We start from the raw sequence: 17,404 nt of genomic DNA, 5'->3' as shown, positions 1-17,404 counted from the left end.
CGGCATCGGAGCCGCCGTGCCCATGCGTGACCTGCCTCGTCGTGCCTCCGCGTGACCTGCCCCATCCCCTCCTACAGTGTGCGCCGGAGCGGCTGAAGTTCTATTCGGGGGAAGAGACGATGCGCACCGGACTTGACAGACCATCGGGCGGGGCCACGCTGCCGGTCCCGCTCACCGAACGGCTGGCGGCGATGGCGGCTCCGTGCCCCATGCACCCGTCGACGTACCAGATCGAGGCCGCGGTGCTCGACTGGTCCCGCAGGGTCGGCCTGGACACCGAGCCCGGCGCGGGCGCGCACCTGCTGGCCGGGCGGGCCTTCGCCCGGTACGGCATGGGCACGGCCACGCTGTTCGCGCGCTGGCTGACCTGGACCTCCCGCTTCCGCGAGGAGCCCTCGGCGCTCGCCGGGGTGCTCACGGTGGCCGGCGGCGGCGAGCCGGGGCCGCCGCTGGAGCGGGCCTTCGCCGACCTGTGGCGGAGCTGCGCGCCCGGGATGGGCGACGAGTGGCGCGCGCGGTTCCTGGCCGGGCTGAGCGCCCAGCACGCGGCGCTGCTCGACACCCGGACGCCGCCGGTCGAGGAGTATCCGGCGCTGGGCAGGGCCCGGTCCGGTCAGTGCCTGTTCGACCTGGTGGAGCCCTGCATGGGGGTGGAGGTGCCCGCGCCGGTCCGCGAGAGCGCGCAGTGGCGGGCGGTCGTCGAGGCGAGCGGCGACGTGACCGCCTGGTGCGACGACCTGGCCGCCGGGAGCGGCTACGTGGCGGCGGCCTCGGCCTCCCTGGGCCTGTGCGGCGCGGCGGCCGAGCAGTGGGTGGTCGACCGGGTCGTGGACCGGATGGAGGAGCTGTGGGCCGCCGCCCGCGCGATCCCCGTGGTCGTGGAACGGCACGGGCTCGGCTTCGCCGACTCCCGCGAGGTGGTCCAGGTGGCCTGCGCTTTCTTGACCATTCCCAGGGCTTACCTGGAGTTGCTCCTAGAATCACCCCGCTATCGTCACTTGCGGTAACCGCTTGAGTTCTTCACGTAACCAGGAGGTCAAGATGAGCCCTGAACTTCTCAAGCACAAACTGGAGCGCGCCTTCGCGCACATGGACGTGAACGGCGACGGGAAGATCGAGCGCGACGACCTGCTCGGCCTGGGGGCCCGGATCCTGATCGGCTTCGGCGAGTCGCCGACCTCGCCCGCCGGCAGCAGGCTCGTCGAGGGCTTCGAGTCGATCTGGCGGACCCTCTCGGCCGAGATCGACGCCGACGGCGACGGCGCGATCTCCCCCGAGGAGTTCCGCACCGGCATGATCTCGGCGTTCGCCGAGGGAGACCGGTTCGACACGGCGTTCAGGCCGGCCGCCGAGGCCCTCGCGGCGCTCTGCGACGCCGACGGCGACGGGCTCGTCGACCCGGCCGGGTTCCGGGTCCTGCTGACCGCGTTCGGCACGGCGCACGACGACGTGGACACGGCTTTCGACCGGCTCGACCGGGACCGGGACGGCACCATCGCCTCCGGCGAGCTGGTCGAGGCGGTCCGGCAGTACTACACGAGCGCCGACCCGAACGCGGCCGGCAACTGGCTGTTCGGTCCGCTGTAGTGACGCTGACACAGACGCTGACACAGACGCCGCCCCGGGAGGCCACCGGGACGGCCGGCCAGGCGGGGACGCGGCCACCGCGGGAACGGGCTCCCGCGGTGGCCGCGGCCTTGCTGCTGCCTCTCGCCGACCGGGTCCCGGTGATGGCCGCCCCGTGCCGGATGCACTCCTCGGTCGACCGGATCGAGACCGCCCTCGCCGAGTGGTCCTGGGAGATGGGGCTGGAGACGCCCGCGCGGGCGGGGTTCGAGCGGATGGCCGGCCGGGCCTTCGCCGGTTTCGGCATGGACTCGGCCCTGCTGTTCGCCAAGTGGCTGACCTGGCTGTTCCACTTCGACGACGAGTGGGACGAGAAACCGGCCGGGCACGCCGCCGAGATCGTGGGGGCCGCCTTCGCGCGCCTCGGACGCCTGGCCCGCGTCACGCCGCCCCAGCCGCGGGAGGCCGTACCGGCCCGGGAGCGGCAGGCCGTGGCGGCCCGGGCGGAGGGCACCGCGCCGGTCGAAGCGGCCTTCCAGGACCTGTGGCGGATCACCGCCGGGCGGATGAGCGCGCGGTGGCGGGAGCGGTTCGCCCAGGGGCTGCGGGAGCAGGGGGCGGCCTGCCGCGCGGAGGCGGACAACCGGCGCGCCGGACGGGTCCCCTCGGCCGGGGAGTATCCGGCGCTCCGGCGTGGGACCGCCGGGCCTTACCTGTTCGACCTGGTGGAGCCGTGCCTGGGGGTGGAGGTGCCGGCCAGGCTGCGGGAGAGCCCGACCTGGCGGACCCTGGTGGAGTCCTGCAACGACGTCACCGCCTGGTGCAACGACGTCGCCTCCTACCCCAAGGAGCGCGCCAACGGGGACGTGCACAACTACGTGACGGTCGCCGCCGCCGCGTTCGGGCTCCCGGACTCCGGCGCGGTGGCGTGGGTGAACGACCGGATCGCCGAGCGCGCGCAGGACCTGCGGGCCGCCGCCATGCGGCTGCCCGGGCTGTTCGACCGGTTCGGGCTGTCACCGGCGCAGGCCAGGGACGTCAGCAAGGTGGCGTGCGCCTTCCTGTCGGCTCCCCGGGCCCAGTTGGAGTGGCTCCTGGAGTCCAGCCGGTACGGCGTGACCTGAGGTGACCGCCCGCCTCGTACGGGCCTCCGCGGGCCTTGGCGGGTCTCCACGGTGCGCCGTGGAGGGGCGTGTCCGGCGGGCCGGAGCGCGCCGGACACCCGGCGCGGGGCGGGCGGCCGCACCCGCCGCCCCGCCGCCGTCCGGTCAGGACGCGCAGACCAGTGAGTCGCCCACCGGGGTGCGGCGGTAGACGACCTCACGGCCGAGGCGGCGGCGGGTCACCAGGCCCCCGTCGGCCAGGACGGCCAGGTGCTGGCTGACCGCCCCCGGGGTGAGGGCCATCCGGCGGGCGAGCCCCGAGGTGGTCGCGGGCTCGGCCAGGGCGGTCAGGATCTGCGCCCGGGTGCGGCCGAGCAGCGCGGCGAGGGCCCCGGGGGCGGGCGGCGGGCCGGCGGCCCACAGCGTGCCCACGCCCGTCGCCGGGTAGAGGAGCATCGGCTGGTACGGCTCGACCATCACGGCCGTGTCCGGCCAGTAGAAGGCGGTCGGCACCAGCACCAGGCCGTCGCCGCCGATCGGCTCGGAGTAGCGCCAGGGCCGGGCCACGCTGAGCCGGTCGCCGTGCCAGCGCACGCTCGGGTGCAGGTCGGCGAAGAGTTCGCGGGCCCCGCCCACGGCGAGCTGCCGGGAGCGGCGCAGCACGTCCGCCTCCAGCAGGCCGTAGATCCGGGGCCAGAACTCGGCGAAGGCCGTCTCCCAGTAGCGCTCCAGGGTGTCGGCGACCCGTGCCACCCCCGCCTCGGGGTCGGCCGTGAAGCGCTCGATGACGCGGGGGTCGGACCCGCTGACCCGGCCCGCCTCCTCGGCCGCCCGCCCCGGGGGCGTGCGCCGCACCCGGTCGAGGTCGGCGGCGAAGTCGGGCATCGGGGTCTCGGGGGTGGGGGTGACGAAGTCGACGAGATAGCCCCGGAGCGGGACCAGCGCGAACAGCTCCGACAGGTCGAGGCCGGTCAGGCGGGACCGTACGGCGCGCACCCAGGGCAGGTGGAGGGAGTGCCTGGCCGGGTCGCGCAGCGCGCGCAGGCTCGTGACCAGCTCCCAGATCGGGGAGAAGGCGAAGCGGATCCGGGCCACGTCGTCCGGCGCGAAGATCCACTCGACGTGGCAGGACTTTTTAGGCACGGCTAAAAGATTCGCGCACGGCGGGACGCGTGTCCAACCCTGATCACATGACGAGCACCACCCTTGCCAAGCCCGGTTTCCTGCGATCGAAGGTCGGCGGCCTGCCCCGCGCGTTCTGGGCCCTGTGGACCGGGACGCTGGTGAACCGGGTGGGCATGATGGTCCAGCCGTTCATCGGCGTCTACCTGACCCAGGTGCGCGACATGTCCTACGCCGACGCGGGCACGGTGATGGCGGTCTTCGGCGTCGGCTCGCTGCTGTCGCAGATCGTCGCCGGATGGCTGGCCGACCGGTTCGGCAGGCGGATCACCCTGACCGGCGGCATGGTCGCGACCGCGGTCGCCATGGTGGCGCTCGGCTACAGCGCCTCGCTCCCGGCGATCGTCGCCACCATGTTCGTGCTCGGCATGGCCGTGGACGCCTACCGGCCGGCCTCCACCGCCCTGGTGGCCGACCTGGTCTCACCCGACGACCGGCCGCGCGCCTACGGTCTGCTCTTCTGGGCGCTGAACCTGGGCTTCGCGGTGGCGATGGTGGCCGGCGGCTGGCTCGCCCGGGTCGGGTACGGCTGGATGTTCTGGATCAACGCCGCCACCTCACTGGTCTTCGGCCTGCTGGTGTGGCGGGCGGTGCCGGAGACGCTGCCCGCGCCGGGCGCGCGCGAGCACGGCCGCTTCGCCGACGTGCTCAAGGACCGGCTGATGGTCGCCTTCAGCCTGATCACCGTCGTCTCCACCATGGCCTACACCCAGGCGTTCACCACCCTGCCGCTGGCGATGACCCACACGGGGTTCACCACCGTCGACTACGGCCTGGTCATCGCCGTCAACGGTGTCCTGATCGTGCTCCTCCAGCCGCTGACCGGCGACTGGTTCGGCAGGCGCGACCACAGCACCGTGCTCGCCCTCGGCCTGGCCGTCATCAGCGCGGGCTTCGCGCTGACCGCCTTCGTCTCCGACCTCACCGGATACACGGTCTCGGTCGTCCTGTGGACACTGGGCGAGGTCGTCACCGCGGGTGTCGCGGGCGCGATCGTGGCGGCGCTCGCCCCGCCCCACCTGCGCGGGCGCTACGCCGGCATGTACGGCTTCGCCTGGTCGGGCGGCGCCATGCTCGCCCCGCTGCTCGGCACCCGGCTGCTGGAGGTGAGTCCCGTGGCACTCTGGGTGACCGTCGGCGCCGTCAACCTGGTGGCCGCCGCGGGCCTGCTGGCGATCGGCCCGGCGCTGCGCCGCCGTACGGTGTCGGCCGCACGTTGAACGCTTGTTGATTGGATTGTTGTCGGCGCCCGTTAGGGTCCCTCTGAGTACGACACAGAAGGGCCGGGGCGATGCGCGGGCTGAGCCGGTTGTCACCGACGGTGACGTCCGTCCGGGCGCGGGTGGCGGCGGTGTTGATCGCCGCCGTGTCCGTGGCCATGGAATGCGTCAACATCTGGGTCACGGCGCAGTTGCCGCAGCCCTCCTACACGCCGCTGCCGTTCGCGCCGGAGGACGTGGCGGGCACGGCCTTCCCGGTCTTCGGGGCGCTGCTGGTCTTCCAGCGCCCCCGGCTGGTCATCGGCTGGCTGCTCTGCCTGGGCGGGATGTGCTCGGCGGTCAACAGCCTGACGGTGAACGTCGCCTTCCTGGGCCGGGGTGCGGCCCCCATGGCGATCTGGACGGTCGTCGGCGTGAGCTGGCAGCTCACGATCCTGTTCCTCGGGGTGCTGCTGCCGCTGCTCTACCCTGACGGGCGCCTGCCCTCCCCCCGCTGGCGGCCCCTGATCTGGTTCACCGTCGCCGTCCTGCTGGCCGACACGCTCCGCGCGGAGTTCCTGCCCTTCCAGGAGCCCTACCGGCTCTCCCCCGGCTGGCGGGCCCAGGTCGTCCTGGACCAGCTCACCAACGCGGCGATGCTGCTGGCGTTCGCCTCGCTGGCCGTGCGGTTCCGGCGGGCGGACTCCGTGGAGCGCAGGCAGATCCTCTGGCCGCTGCTGGCGATGGCGGCCTTCATCGTCCCCTGGGTGATCGGGAACCCGGTGTGGTGGCTGGCCTCGTTCACGATCCCGCTCATCCCGGCCGCGATCACGTTCTCCGTGCTGCGCCACCGCCTCTACGGCATCGAGACGCTGATCACGCGGACGATCGTCGGCGCGGGTCTGGTCGGCGTGATCGGCGGCGTGTACGTGGCGGTGGGGGCGGCCTCCAGCCTGTTCCTGTCCGACGTCGACCGGATCGGCGGCCTGTTCGCCGCGCTCTGTGCCGGGGCGTTCTTCCACCCGCTCCGGCGGGTGCTCCAGCGCGGCGCCGACCGCCTGCTCTACGGCAGCAAGGGCGACCCGGTGGCGCTGGCCGAGGAGCTCAGGCGGCGGCTGCAGCGGACCGACCCGGTCGGCGGGCTGGTGGCCACCCTCGACGTGCTGCGCGAGGGCCTGGCGGTGACCGGGGTCGCGGTGCGGTTCGAGGAGGGCGGACCCGACGAGGCCGCGGCGGGTGACCTGCGGGAGGTGGTGCGCGACGTCGAGCTCGTCTGGCACGGCGAGCCCGTGGGGCACCTGCTCATCGGCCCGCCCGGGGTCAGGCGCCTGCCCGCCGCGCACAACGAGCGGGTCATCGCCGTGCTCACCCCGTACGTGGCCGACGCCGCCCACGCGGTCCGGCTGGTCGGCGCGCTGCGGCGGTCCCGCGAGCGGATCATCGCCACCCGGGAGGAGGAGCGCCGCCGTCTGCGCCGCGATCTCCACGACGGCCTCGGTCAGTCGCTCAGCGGCATGGCCATGTCCATCAACGTCGCCCGCCACTCCCTGCGCGCCTCCCCCGAGACCGCCGATCGCATGCTCACCGAGCTGCGCTCCGGCATGGACAGCGTGACCAGCGACATCAGGCACCTGGTGTACGGCCTGCGCCCGCCCGCCCTGGACGACCTCGGCCTGGCCAAGGCGCTGACCGAGATGGCCGGGCCCGACGTCGTGGTGGAGGTGGACGGCGACCTGACCGGGCTGCCGGCCGCCGTCGAGGTGGCCGCCTACCGGATCGTCCAGGAGGCGCTGACCAACGTCCGCAAGCACGCCCAGACCGATGCGGTCCGGGTCCGCCTGGAGCGGGGCGACGATCTGCGCGTCCAGGTGAGCGACGACGGGGTCGGACTCGCCCCCGGCCGGCGCTCGGGGGTCGGGCTGGCGTCGATGCGCGAGCGCGCCGCCGAGCTCGGCGGCACCTGCGTGATCGCTTCGCCCCCGGAAGGAGGGACGGTGGTCGAAGCTGTGCTGCCGTTGAACTTGAATGTAGAGATCTGACTACCGATGATTTCTTACAGCCTGCGAACGATGGTGGGTATTGCCGTATGACATTGGACCAGGTGGCTCTACGCTTGCGCCTGAAATGCTGACATTTCGCGCCCTAGGACCGTTCCAGGCGCGCCACGGCGACGTGGTGCTCGACCTCGGCGGACAACGCCAGATGGCGGTGCTTGCCCGGCTCCTCGTAGCGGGCGGCCGCGCCGTCCCTGTAAGCATGCTCATCGACGAGCTCTGGCCGGGCGAGCCCCCGGCCCAGGCCCTGTCCACCATCCAGGGATACGTCTCGCGGCTGCGGCGCGCCCTGGAACCCGGCCGCGCGCCCAGGGAGGAGGCGGAGGTGCTGGTCTCCGCCCCGCCGGGATACGCCCTGCGCGCCGACCCCGGACAGGTGGACACCTGGAAGTTCGAGAGCGCCGTCAAGACGGAGGACGGACCGGCCGCGGTGTGGGAGCGCCTGGACGAGGCTCTCGCGCTGTGGCGGGGCCCCGCCCTGGCCGAGTTCTCCGACCTGCCGTGGGCGGTGACCGAGGCGGGCCGGCTGGAGGAGCTGCGGCTGATCGCGGTCGAGCGCCGCGCCGACGCCGGGCTGCTGCTCGGGCAGTCCAGCGCCCTGGTGGCCGACCTCGAGGCGCACGCCTCGGCTCATCCGCTGCGGGAGGAGGCCTGGCGGCTGCTGGCGCTGGCGCTCTACCGCAGCGGCAGGCAGGGCGACGCGCTGGGAGCGCTCCGACGGGCCAGGGTGATGCTCCGCGACGAGCTCGGCCTCGACCTCGGCGCCACCCTGCAGCGCCTGGAGTCCGACATGCTGTCGCAGGCCGCCCACCTGGACCTGCCCTCTCCCCCCAAGGAGAAGGAGGCGGTCCCGGTGCGGACGGCCGAGCGGGCGGGGCCGCCGGAGCTGCGCGTCGTGGTGGCCGACGACCAGGCCCTGGTCCGCACCGGCCTGCGGGTCGTGCTCGACAGCGAGCCCGGCTTCCACCTCGTGGCCGAGGCCGAGGACGGCGAGCAGGCGATCGCCGCCGTCCGGGAGACCTCGCCCGACCTGGTGCTGATGGACATCCAGATGCCCCGGCTGGACGGCCTGACCGCCGCGCGGCGGATCCTGGCCGACGAGTCCCCGCCGAAGGTGATCATGATGACCACGTTCGGCACGGACGACAACCTCTACGCGGCGCTGCGGGCCGGGGTGAGCGGCTTCGTGCTCAAGACCTCGGCCCCCGAGCAGCTCATCACCGCGATGCGCGCCGCGCAGGCCGGTGACGCGCTGATCGACCCGGCCGTCACCACCCGCCTGATCGCCTCCTTCGCCGGGCACACCGACCCCTCGGCCCCGCCCGCGCTCGCCGGTCTCGGCGACGCCGAGCTGGACCTGATGAAGCTGGTCGCCCGGGGGCTCACCAACCGGCAGATCGCGGCGACCCTGTCGGTCTCCGAGCAGGCGGTGTCAGAGTCGGTCTCCAAGCTCCTGGACCACCTGGGGCTGTTCGACCGGGCCCAGCTCGTCGTCTCGGCCTACGAGTCGGGGCTGGTCAACCCGGGTGGCATAGGCAGGTAACGATGTTCGTGGCGGGGCGCGACAGCGACGAGACGGGTTCGGGGACCTCAGGCGTCTCCGGGGCCTCAGGGACCTCGGGAACACCTGAGGTCCCGGGGACTCCGGCGACCCCGGAAACCTCCGGGCCGCCGGCCCCCGGGGCCGCCGAGGGCCTCCGGGCCGTGCCCCGGGCGGATCCGGTGCCCGCGGCCAGCGCCGCTCCCCGGCCGCCCGCCCTCGGGACGGCCGCGGACACCACGGCCGGTGTCGCCGCGCCCGCGCGCCGGAGGGATGCGGCCGCCGTGCCCGCCCTGATGGCCTCGACGCGGCTGGTCCTCATCATCGTGGTGGCCGCCGCCGCGGTCGCGCTCACGGTGATCGGCTTCGTGATCACGCTGCGCCTGCCGCCCGGCTGGTTCCCGGACATGCTCCTGACCCCCGACCTCGCCGGAGGGCTGACCTTCCCGCTGGTGGGCGCCTTCCTGCTGGCCCACCGTTCACGCCCGGCGACCGCGTGGCTGATGTGCGTCGGCGGGCTCGGCTGCGCGATCAACATCTTCGCCACCGGCATGATGCTCCGCTCGGGCGCCGAGGGCGCGCTGGCGGCGGCGGGCTACTACCGCTACGCCGCGGGGATCGGCTGGATCATGGGCGGCATGCTGCTGGCGAGCCTGCTGCCGCTGTACTCCCCCGACGGGCGGCTGCCCTCCCGGCGCTGGCGCCCGCTGGTGGTCCTGGCGGGCGCGCTGATGGTGGTGGAGTCGGCCCGTATGATCGTGCGCCCGACGCCGCCCCTGGACGACTACCCGCTGCCCCGCGTCATCCCGAACCCGCTGGCGGTCGAGGCGCTCGCCCCCTACGGCAGGCAGCCCCAGCAGCTCCTGATGGTGCTGATCATGGGCGTCGCGATCCTGTCGCTGCTCTCCCTGATGCTGCGTTTCCGCCGGGCCGACCCCGTGCTGCGCCGCCAGATCGCCTGGCCGCTGAGCGCCTTCGCCCTCTACATCGTCTTCATGCTCCTCGGCGAGGACTGGGCGCCGGCCGCCACGCTCGCGACCGGGCTGATCCCGGTCGCCATCGCCTTCTCCGTGCTGCGCTACCGGCTGTACGGCATCGACACCGTGATCAGCCGCGCCTTCGTGGCCGCCGGGCTGATCACCGCGATCAGCGCGGTCTACTTCGGGGTCGGCGCGGTCACCGGGCTCGCCCTGTCCGGCTACGACCGGGTCGGCGGCCTGGCGGCGGCCCTGTTCGCCGGGGTCGTCTTCCACCCGCTCCGCCACCTGCTCCGGCGGTGGGTCGACCGGCTCATGTACGGCACGCACGGCGATCCGCGCGCCCTGGCCGCCCGGCTGGCCCAGGAGGCCGGCGAGACCGAGCCCGCCAACGCGCTCGCCGCCGTGGCCGCCGTGGTCCGGGACGGGCTGAGCGTCACCGGGGTCGTGGTCGAGGTAGACGGCGTGGGAGGCAGGCGGGTGGAGGTCGGCCTGCTGGGCCCGGCCCCGCGCGCGGTGCCGCTGGTCTGGCACGGGGAGCCGGTCGGGCGGCTGCTCCTGGGCTCCCCGGGTCCCCGCCGGTTCGCCGCGGCCCACAACGACCGGCTGATCGCCGTGGTCACCCCCTACGTGGCGGACGTGGTGCACGCCGTACGGATGACCGCCGACCTGCAGCGCTCCCGCGAGCGCATCCTCACCGCGCGCGAGGAGGAGCGCCGCCGCCTCCGCCGGGACCTGCACGACGGGCTCGGCCACGCGCTGACCGACATGGCGATGTCGATCAACATGGCCAAGATCAGCCTGCGCACCGCCCCCGCCTCCGCCGACCGGCTCCTGTCCGAGCTGCGCAACGGCATGGACGCGGTCGGCCAGGAGATCAGGGAGCTGGTGTACGGCCTGCGCCCGCCGACCCTCGACGAGCTCGGCCTGGCCGGCGCCGTACGGGCGCTGGCCGTCGAGGGCGAGCCGCGGGTGGCCGTCGAGACCGAGGGCGACCTGTCCGACCTGCCCGCGGCCGCCGAGGTGGCCGCCTACCGGATCGCGCAGGAGGGCCTCACCAACATCCGCAAGCACGCGCGGGCCCGTTCGGCGGTGGTCTCGCTGCGGCGCGGCGAGTCGCTGGTGGTCCGCGTCCAGGACGACGGGCACGGGCTGCCCGCCGGGCCGCGGTCCGGCGTCGGTCTGCTGTCGATGCGCGAGCGCGCCGCCGAGCTCGGCGGGACGTGCGTGATCGGCGCGGCGCCCGGCGGCGGCACGGTGGTCGAGGCTGTCCTGCCGATTCCGGCCGGCCGGATGTAAACCTTTCCGGCCGCCCAGATCTCTAACTAGCTGTCAGTGGACTGATCTGAGGAGATCGTTGTGAAGCACTGGGCCATGGCCGCCGGCGCCGCACTCGCCGTGTCGACCGCCGCCGTCGCCGCTCCCGCCCTGGCCTCGTCGCAGACGGCGCCGGTCACGGGCGCCCTCTACGTCGGCCACAAGGGCGGCAAGGTCGAGGTGCTGACCCACCGGGGCGGCTGGAGCGGCCTGGCCGTCGGCGGCGGGAGCTTCGCCGGGCAGTTCTCGGCGGCGCCCGACGGCAGGCGGATCGCCTGGATCGACGGCAGGAGCCGCCTGCACGTCAGGTCCGCGGGCGGGGACAAGGTGATCGCCGAGGACGCCGCCTACGGCGGCCCCTGCCTGACCCCCGCCTGGACCACCGACGGCAAGCGGATCGCCTACCCGAAGAAGGGCACGGCCGCGGCCACGACCGTGATCGTGGTCGGCGCGGACGGCAAGGGCGCGGTCGACTCCGGCAGGACCCTCGGCCCCTGCCACCTGACCTGGTCGGCCGACGGCAGGACGCTCGCCGGTTACGCCGGCGACACCGTCGGCGTCCACCTGCTGGATACCAGGTCCCGCGTCTCCGGCAAGGCCCCCGGCGTCAAGCTCGCCAACCACGTGGAGAGCCTGTCCCCCGACGCCCGCCGGGTCGTGGTGAACGCCATCGGCCCCGACGCCCCCGGCGGCGACGGCTCCTGGCCGCTGTCGTTCACCCCGTCGATCTACGACACCGAGACCGGCAAGAAGATCGCCATCCCCGTCAAGGGCACGCTGCTGGGCGCCCGTCACCTGCGCGACGGCCGCCTCGCGGTCCGCGTCAAGGGCGCGACCGCCCACACCCTGGTGGTCCTGGACGCCTCCGGCAAGGAGCTCCAGCGCGTGACCGAGCCCGCCAGGGCCAGGGATCTCGGCCTGCTCGGCGTCCTCGGCTAGCCGGTCGCGCGCCTCGCGACGTCGATCACCCTGGACGGCTCTCCGCGCGACCGGGAATAAGGTGGAGCACGTGGCTCAACTCCGTATCGCCCTGGCTCAGACCGATCCCGTGGTCGGCAACCTGGCGGCCAACGCCGACAAGGTCGTCGAATGGACCCGGCGCGCCGCCGACCGCGGCGCGCACCTGGTGGTGTTCACCGAGATGTTCCTGACCGGCTATCCGGTCGAGGACCTGGTGCTGCGCAGCTCGTTCGTGGAAGCCTCGATCGCCGCGGTCGGGGCCCTCGCCCGGCGGCTGGCCGACGAGGGCCTCGGCGAGGTCCCGGTGGTCGTGGGCTACGTGGACCGGGCGGACCTGGCGCCGCGCGTGGGGCAGCCCAAGGGCGCCCCGCTGGACGCGGCCGCGCTGCTCCACCGGGGCCAGGTGGTCACCAAGACCGCCAAGCACCACCTGCCGAACTACGGCGTCTTCGACGAATACCGCTACTTCGTGCGCGGCGACCGGCTGCCGATCTTCCGGCTGCACGGGGTCGACGTGGCGATCGCGGTCTGCGAGGACCTGTGGCAGGAGGGCGGGCCGGTCGCGGTGGTGGCCGAGGCCGGAGCCGGGCTGCTGGTGGTGCCGAACGCCTCGCCGTACGAGAAGGAGAAAGACGACGTGCGCCTCGCGCTCGTCGCCCGCCGGGCGCGGGAGGCGGGCTGCGCCCTCGCCTACGCCAACCAGGTGGGCGGGCAGGACGAGCTCGTCTTCGACGGCGACTCGATCATCGTCTCCGCCTCCGGCGAGTTGGTCGCGCGGGCCGCGCAGTTCGCAGAGGAGCTGCTGATCACGGACCTGGAGCTGCCCGAGGCCAGGTTCGGCGGCCTCGGCACCTTCCAGGTCGACGCCGGCGACGGGACCGTCATCACGGTGGAGCGGCTGGAGCTGTCGGCCTTCCCCGTCGAGCCGTACGCGCCGGAGCCGCCCTCGATCGCCCCGCACCTCGACGACATCGCCGAGGTCTACTCGGCGCTGGTCCTCGCGGTCCGCGACTACGTGACCAAGAACGACTTCCAGTCGGTCATCCTGGGCCTGTCCGGCGGCATCGACTCGGCCCTGACCGCCACGATCGCCTCCGACGCGATCGGCCCCGACCGGGTGCACGTGGTGATGATGCCCTCGCGCTACTCCTCCGAGCACTCCCTGGAGGACGCCCGGGAGCTGGTGCAGCGGCAGGGGATCAACGCCCAGCTCGTGCCGATCGCCGACATCGTCGACAGCTTCGAGAAGGAGATCGAGCTGTCCGGCCTGGCCGCGGAGAACCTGCAGGCCCGGGTCCGCGGCATGATCCTGATGGGCCTGTCCAACCAGCACGGGCACCTGGTCCTCACCACCGGCAACAAGAGCGAGCTGGCCACCGGCTACTCCACCCTCTACGGCGACTCCGCCGGCGGCTTCGCGCCCATCAAGGACGTGCTCAAGACCCTGGTGTGGAAGCTGTCGCGCTGGCGCAACGCCCAGGCCGGGACGTCGGGTGAGTTCCTGTACGGCTTCGCGGTGCCGCCCATCCCGGAGAACTCCATCGAGAAGGAGCCCAGCGCGGAGCTCCGCCCCGACCAGCGCGACACCGATTCCCTGCCGGAGTACGACGTGCTGGACCGCCTCCTGGACGACTACGTCGAAAAGGACATGGGCTCCGCCGAGCTGATCGCCGCCGGCCACGACCCGGCCCTCGTCGCCCGGATCATCCGCCTGGTCGACCTGGCCGAATACAAGCGCCGCCAGTATCCCCCGGGCCCCAAGATCACTCCCAAGAACTTCGGCCGCGACCGCCGCCTGCCCATCACCAACCACTGGCGCGAGACGATCGCCTGAGCCCCGGAGCCCTCCGCCACGCCCGGCCGGCACCCCGAGGGCGGCCGGAGCGCCCGGGGGTGCGGCCACTGGGCGCCGGGCGGATCCGGCGGTCCGGCTCCGACGGGTCGGTCAAGCTCCAGGCGGCCGGCCTACGGGGTCCGCGGCGGTCTCAGCGGGGGCCGAGGCCGGCCATGAGCTGGTCGACGATCTGTCCGGCGATGTCGTCCGGGATCTCCTGCTCCTCGCCGAACCCCACGCTGCGGACGTACCACATCATGGTGCCGACCAGCGTCGCCATCGCGACGGGCACGTCGAGATCCGCCCGGAGCTCGCCCGTCGCGACGCCGCGCTCCAGCACGGCGACCATCGCGGCCCTGCGCGGCTCGATCGTGGCCTGCCGGATCCGCTCCACCAGGCGCGGATGCCGCTCGGCGTCGTTCATCGCGATGTTCATGACGCACCGCCTGCGCGCGTCGCACGCGTCGCGCCGGACGACCTCGAGGTAGGCGATCAGGTCCTCGCGGACCGACCTGCCCCCCATCTGCGGCAGCGGCGACTTGAGCTGTGCCAGGGCGTCGACGAACAGGTCCTCCTTGTTGGACCAGCGCCGGTAGATCGTGGTCTTGCCCACCCCGGCCCGGGCGGCGATCGCCTCGATGGACAGCTCGGAGACGTTCATCCCCTCGCCTATCAGGTCGAGGGTCGCGTCGATGATCGCCTTCTCTGCCCTCGCGCTGCGGGGGCGGCCCGCCGGGCGGGCCGCCTGCGTCTCGTCAATCGTGGTCATCGTGTGCCTACACTACTGCCGGTTCCTTGTCCTGGGACATGTGCTCGACAGGGGGGAGCGCGGGGCTCTTGCCGGGCAGCCACTTCAGCACCACCAGGGCTCCGAGCAGCGCGACCACGGCCGAGACCAGGGCCGTGGTGTGCATGCCGTCCATGAAGGCCCGCTTGGCGGGCTCGATCAGCGCCGCGCCGCGCTCGCCGAGCCCGCCGGCCACGTTGAGCGTGCCGGTCAGCGACTCGCCCGCGATGTGCCTGAGCTGCTCGGGCAGGCCGGCCAGCGAGGGGGCGATCCCGTCGCGGTAGATGGCCGACAGCAGGGAGCCGAGCAGGGCGACGCCGAGCGCGCCGGCGACCTGGCGGACCGTGTTGCTCATGGCCGAGCCGACGCCGGCCTTCTCCCGGGGGAGCGCCTCCATGATCGCGGTGGTCGCGGGCGGCATGAGGTTGGCCATCGCCGCGCCCTGGACGAAGAAGACGATCTCGATCGCCAGGATCGAGGTGTTCTGGTCCATCAGGGCGTAGGCGGCCAGCGCGCCGGCCACGATGACCATGCTCACGGTGGCGGTCAGCTTGCCGCCGAAGCGCCTGGCCAGCTGCTGGCTGAGCGGGGCGAAGATGATCTGCGCGGCGGCGAACGGGATCATCAGCGCGCCCGCCTGCAGGGCGCTGAAGCCCAGCACGATCTGCAGGTAGAAGACCAGGAAGAACATCGCGCCCATCATGGCGAAGAACACGATGCCGATCATGCCGACCGCGGTGGCGAAGCGGGGGTCGCGGAAGTAGGTGACGTCGAAGGCGGGGTGGTCGATGCGGCGCTCGTACCAGACGAAGGCGGCCAGCACGGCCACGCCGAAGAGCGTGGGGACCAGCACCTCGGCGCTGGCCACGGTGGCCAGCTCGCCGCCCCGGATGATGCCGTAGGTGATGGCGACCAGACCCACGATGGACAGGATCACCCCGACCGGGTCGAGCTTGGACGGCTTGGGGTCACGCGACTCGGGCACGACCAGCGCGATGAGCACCATGCTGATCAGCACGATCGGCAGGTTGATCAGGAAGACCGAGCCCCACCAGAAGTGCTCGATGAGCAGACCGCCGGTGATCGGGCCGATCGCCACGGCGATGCCGACGCCGCCGGCCCAGATGCCGATCGCCTTGCCGCGCTCCTGCGGCGGGAAGACGTTGGAGATGATCGCGAGTGTGGCCGGCATGATCGCGGCGCCGCCGATCCCCATGAACGCCCGGGCCACGATCAGCTGCCCGGGATCCTGGGAGTAGGCGCTGGCCAGCGAGGCGAGGCCGAAGAGCACCATGCCGATCATCAACATGCGCTTGCGCCCGGTGCGGTCGCCGATGACACCGAAGGTGAACAGCAGGCCGGCGAAGACCAGGGTGTAGGAGTTGATCGCCCATTCCAACTGGCTCTGGGTGGCGCCCAGGCCCTCCACCGGGTCGGCGATCGTCTTGAGGGCGACGTTGAGGATCGTGTTGTCGAGCACGACCGCCAGGAGGCTGAACACCAGCACCCCCAGGACCTGCCACCGCCTCGGGTGGCCAAGCTGCTGTTCCATGGGACCCCATTTTCGATACGGTAAAGTTTCGCAACGCAACCGTAGCGCTCATCTTTTCGATACGCAACAGTTTCGTTTCGTATTCATCCCGTGTCAACGGATGGGGGCTCAGACGGTGACGGGCACCGGCTTCTCGGCCGCCGCCGGGATCCGCCGCCAGAACGGCAGTGCCACCAGCACCATCACCATGCCGACCAGGCCCGCGAGGGCGAAGGTCCAGCCCGCGCCGGCACCGTCGATGACCGCTCCGGCGATCGACGCCGAGACCGCGCCGCCGATGAGCAGAGCCGTGCCGTGCAGGCCCATCGCCTCCCCGCGGGCACCCGCCGGGACCCAGCGGCTGAGGGTCTCGATCGTGGACGACAGGCCGGGGGCGCACAGCAATCCCGCCGGGGCGAGCGCGACGATCACCCACCGCCAGTCGCCGCCCACCAGGCCGACCGGGACGGTGAACAGGCCCATCGCACCGATCAGGACCAGCGGGGAGAAGCCCCGCGGCAGCCCGCCGTAGACGAAGCCGCCGACCATCGAGTAGACGCACCACAGTCCGATCGCCAGGCCGGTCCACGCCGTGTCACCGGCCTGCTCGACGGTCGCCACCAGCGCCAGCTCGGTGGCGGTCAGCACGAAGGTGGCCGCCGACGCGGTGCCCAGCAGCGTGATCAGGCCCGGGGTCAGCCACTGGCGCCGCAGGACCTTCTCCGCCGGCTCCTGGAGCTCCTCGGCCGAGCGGATCGGCGGGTTCAGCAGGATCAACGCCACGCCGGCGCCGGTCAGACCGGCCGCGACGACGCACATCGTCCACGTGCTGCCGAGCGAGGTGATCCCGACGACCCCGAGGGCGGGTCCGGTCATGTAGGACAGCTCGACCATGATCGAGTCAAGGGAGAAGCCGATCCTGCGCTGCGCGGGCGGGACCAGGGCCGTCAGGCACTGCCGGATCACGCTGAAGACCGGCAGACCCAGCAGCCCGGCCACCACCGAGGCGACCACCAGCGCGGGGTAGGGAAGCGCCCACGCGCAGGACCAGAAGGCGAGCTGGGCGACGGTGGTCACCACCAGCACCGGACGCAGGCCGTGCCTGTCGACGAACCGTCCGGCCAGCGGCGCCCCGACCGCCATCCCCACCGTGGTGGCCGTGCCGACCGCCCCTGCCGCCAGCCAGCCCATGCCGAGACTGCGGATGTGCAGCGTCAGCGTGATGCCCGTCGCCGTGGACGGGATCCGGGCCACCAGGCCCACCAGCAGCAACGTCCGCACGCCCGGAAGGGCGAGCAGGCGACGGTAAGGTTCGATAGCCATTTTGATTGCTTACCTCCGCATGCATTGTGGC

The 17,404-nt window shown here is 73.0% G+C and carries 13 protein-coding genes; 9 read left to right on the top strand and 4 right to left on the bottom strand.

Annotation, left to right across the window (positions count from 1 at the left end; translation table 11 throughout):
- The first annotated feature begins 119 nt into the window (after window positions 1–119).
- The 3 genes from ACZ6R6_RS21435 to ACZ6R6_RS21425 are packed head-to-tail and all read left to right on the top strand — an operon-like array spanning window position 120 to window position 2,690.
- Window positions 120–1,007, top strand: coding sequence for a terpene synthase family protein (locus ACZ6R6_RS21435; RefSeq protein WP_470095781.1), 888 nt, complete (start codon window positions 120–122; stop codon window positions 1,005–1,007).
- Between the two features lie 34 nt (window positions 1,008–1,041).
- A complete protein-coding gene (locus ACZ6R6_RS21430; protein ID WP_470095779.1) occupies window positions 1,042–1,587 on the top strand; it encodes an EF-hand domain-containing protein in 546 nt (181 codons plus the stop codon).
- Window positions 1,587–2,690: a terpene synthase family protein gene (locus ACZ6R6_RS21425; RefSeq protein ID WP_470095777.1), complete on the top strand. Its 1,104-nt coding sequence runs from the start codon at window positions 1,587–1,589 to the stop codon at window positions 2,688–2,690. The genes ACZ6R6_RS21430 and ACZ6R6_RS21425 overlap by 1 nt, the downstream gene beginning before the upstream one ends.
- Window positions 2,691–2,834: 144 nt before the next feature.
- Here the strand turns inward: ACZ6R6_RS21425 and ACZ6R6_RS21420 are convergent, their stop codons facing one another.
- Window positions 2,835–3,812 carry an ArsR/SmtB family transcription factor gene (locus ACZ6R6_RS21420; RefSeq protein WP_470095775.1) on the bottom strand — a complete coding sequence of 326 codons (978 nt, stop codon included), beginning with the start codon at window positions 3,810–3,812 and terminating at the stop codon, window positions 2,835–2,837.
- Window positions 3,813–3,859: 47 nt separating this feature from the next.
- Here ACZ6R6_RS21420 and ACZ6R6_RS21415 point away from each other — a divergent pair, with 47 nt between their 5' ends.
- The 6 genes from ACZ6R6_RS21415 (at window position 3,860) to ACZ6R6_RS21390 (ending at window position 13,732) form a co-directional block, all read left to right on the top strand.
- The gene (locus ACZ6R6_RS21415; protein WP_470095773.1) at window positions 3,860–5,071 is read left to right on the top strand and encodes an MDR family MFS transporter; all 1,212 of its coding nucleotides are present in this window, start codon (window positions 3,860–3,862) and stop codon (window positions 5,069–5,071) included.
- Window positions 5,072–5,142: 71 nt separating this feature from the next.
- Window positions 5,143–7,089, top strand: a complete 1,947-nt coding sequence (locus tag ACZ6R6_RS21410; RefSeq protein ID WP_470095771.1) for a sensor histidine kinase — start codon at window positions 5,143–5,145, stop codon at window positions 7,087–7,089.
- Between the two features lie 85 nt (window positions 7,090–7,174).
- The gene (locus tag ACZ6R6_RS21405) at window positions 7,175–8,647 is read left to right on the top strand and encodes a BTAD domain-containing putative transcriptional regulator (RefSeq protein WP_470095769.1); all 1,473 of its coding nucleotides are present in this window, start codon (window positions 7,175–7,177) and stop codon (window positions 8,645–8,647) included.
- A gap of 281 nt (window positions 8,648–8,928) precedes the next feature.
- Window positions 8,929–10,920 (top strand): sensor histidine kinase, encoded by a 1,992-nt coding sequence (locus tag ACZ6R6_RS21400; RefSeq protein WP_470095767.1) that lies wholly within the window; start codon window positions 8,929–8,931, stop codon window positions 10,918–10,920.
- A gap of 60 nt (window positions 10,921–10,980) precedes the next feature.
- Window positions 10,981–11,877 carry a TolB family protein gene (locus ACZ6R6_RS21395; protein ID WP_470095765.1) on the top strand — a complete coding sequence of 299 codons (897 nt, stop codon included), beginning with the start codon at window positions 10,981–10,983 and terminating at the stop codon, window positions 11,875–11,877.
- Between the two features lie 70 nt (window positions 11,878–11,947).
- The gene (locus ACZ6R6_RS21390; protein ID WP_470095763.1) at window positions 11,948–13,732 is read left to right on the top strand and encodes an NAD+ synthase; all 1,785 of its coding nucleotides are present in this window, start codon (window positions 11,948–11,950) and stop codon (window positions 13,730–13,732) included.
- 151 nt (window positions 13,733–13,883) lie between these two features.
- Here ACZ6R6_RS21390 and ACZ6R6_RS21385 read toward each other — a convergent pair whose 3' ends face one another.
- From ACZ6R6_RS21385 to ACZ6R6_RS21375, 3 genes are all read right to left on the bottom strand, one after another.
- A complete protein-coding gene (locus ACZ6R6_RS21385; RefSeq protein WP_470095761.1) occupies window positions 13,884–14,501 on the bottom strand; it encodes a TetR/AcrR family transcriptional regulator in 618 nt (205 codons plus the stop codon).
- A gap of 7 nt (window positions 14,502–14,508) precedes the next feature.
- Window positions 14,509–16,071, bottom strand: coding sequence for an MFS transporter (locus ACZ6R6_RS21380; protein WP_470095759.1), 1,563 nt, complete (start codon window positions 16,069–16,071; stop codon window positions 14,509–14,511).
- 108 nt (window positions 16,072–16,179) lie between these two features.
- On the bottom strand, window positions 16,180–17,373 hold the full coding sequence (locus ACZ6R6_RS21375) for an MFS transporter (protein ID WP_470095757.1): 1,194 nt from the start codon (window positions 17,371–17,373) through the stop codon (window positions 16,180–16,182).
- Window positions 17,374–17,404: the final 31 nt, after the last annotated feature.

Source organism: Streptosporangium sp. NPDC048886 (assembly GCF_055586905.1).
This window is presented reverse-complemented; position numbering and strand designations above follow the sequence as displayed.

Excerpts from the sequence above, each read along its gene's own strand:
- ACZ6R6_RS21435 (WP_470095781.1), top strand. The coding sequence starts at position 120 with ATGCGCACCGGACTTGACAGACCATCGGGCGGGGCCACGCTGCCGGTC.
- ACZ6R6_RS21430 (WP_470095779.1), top strand. The coding sequence starts at position 1,042 with ATGAGCCCTGAACTTCTCAAGCACAAACTGGAGCGCGCCTTCGCGCAC.
- ACZ6R6_RS21415 (WP_470095773.1), top strand. The coding sequence starts at position 3,860 with ATGACGAGCACCACCCTTGCCAAGCCCGGTTTCCTGCGATCGAAGGTC.
- ACZ6R6_RS21410 (WP_470095771.1), top strand. The coding sequence starts at position 5,143 with ATGCGCGGGCTGAGCCGGTTGTCACCGACGGTGACGTCCGTCCGGGCG.
- ACZ6R6_RS21405 (WP_470095769.1), top strand. The coding sequence starts at position 7,175 with ATGCTGACATTTCGCGCCCTAGGACCGTTCCAGGCGCGCCACGGCGAC.
- ACZ6R6_RS21385 (WP_470095761.1), bottom strand. The coding sequence starts at position 14,501 with ATGACCACGATTGACGAGACGCAGGCGGCCCGCCCGGCGGGCCGCCCC.
- ACZ6R6_RS21380 (WP_470095759.1), bottom strand. The coding sequence starts at position 16,071 with ATGGAACAGCAGCTTGGCCACCCGAGGCGGTGGCAGGTCCTGGGGGTG.
- ACZ6R6_RS21375 (WP_470095757.1), bottom strand. The coding sequence starts at position 17,373 with ATGGCTATCGAACCTTACCGTCGCCTGCTCGCCCTTCCGGGCGTGCGG.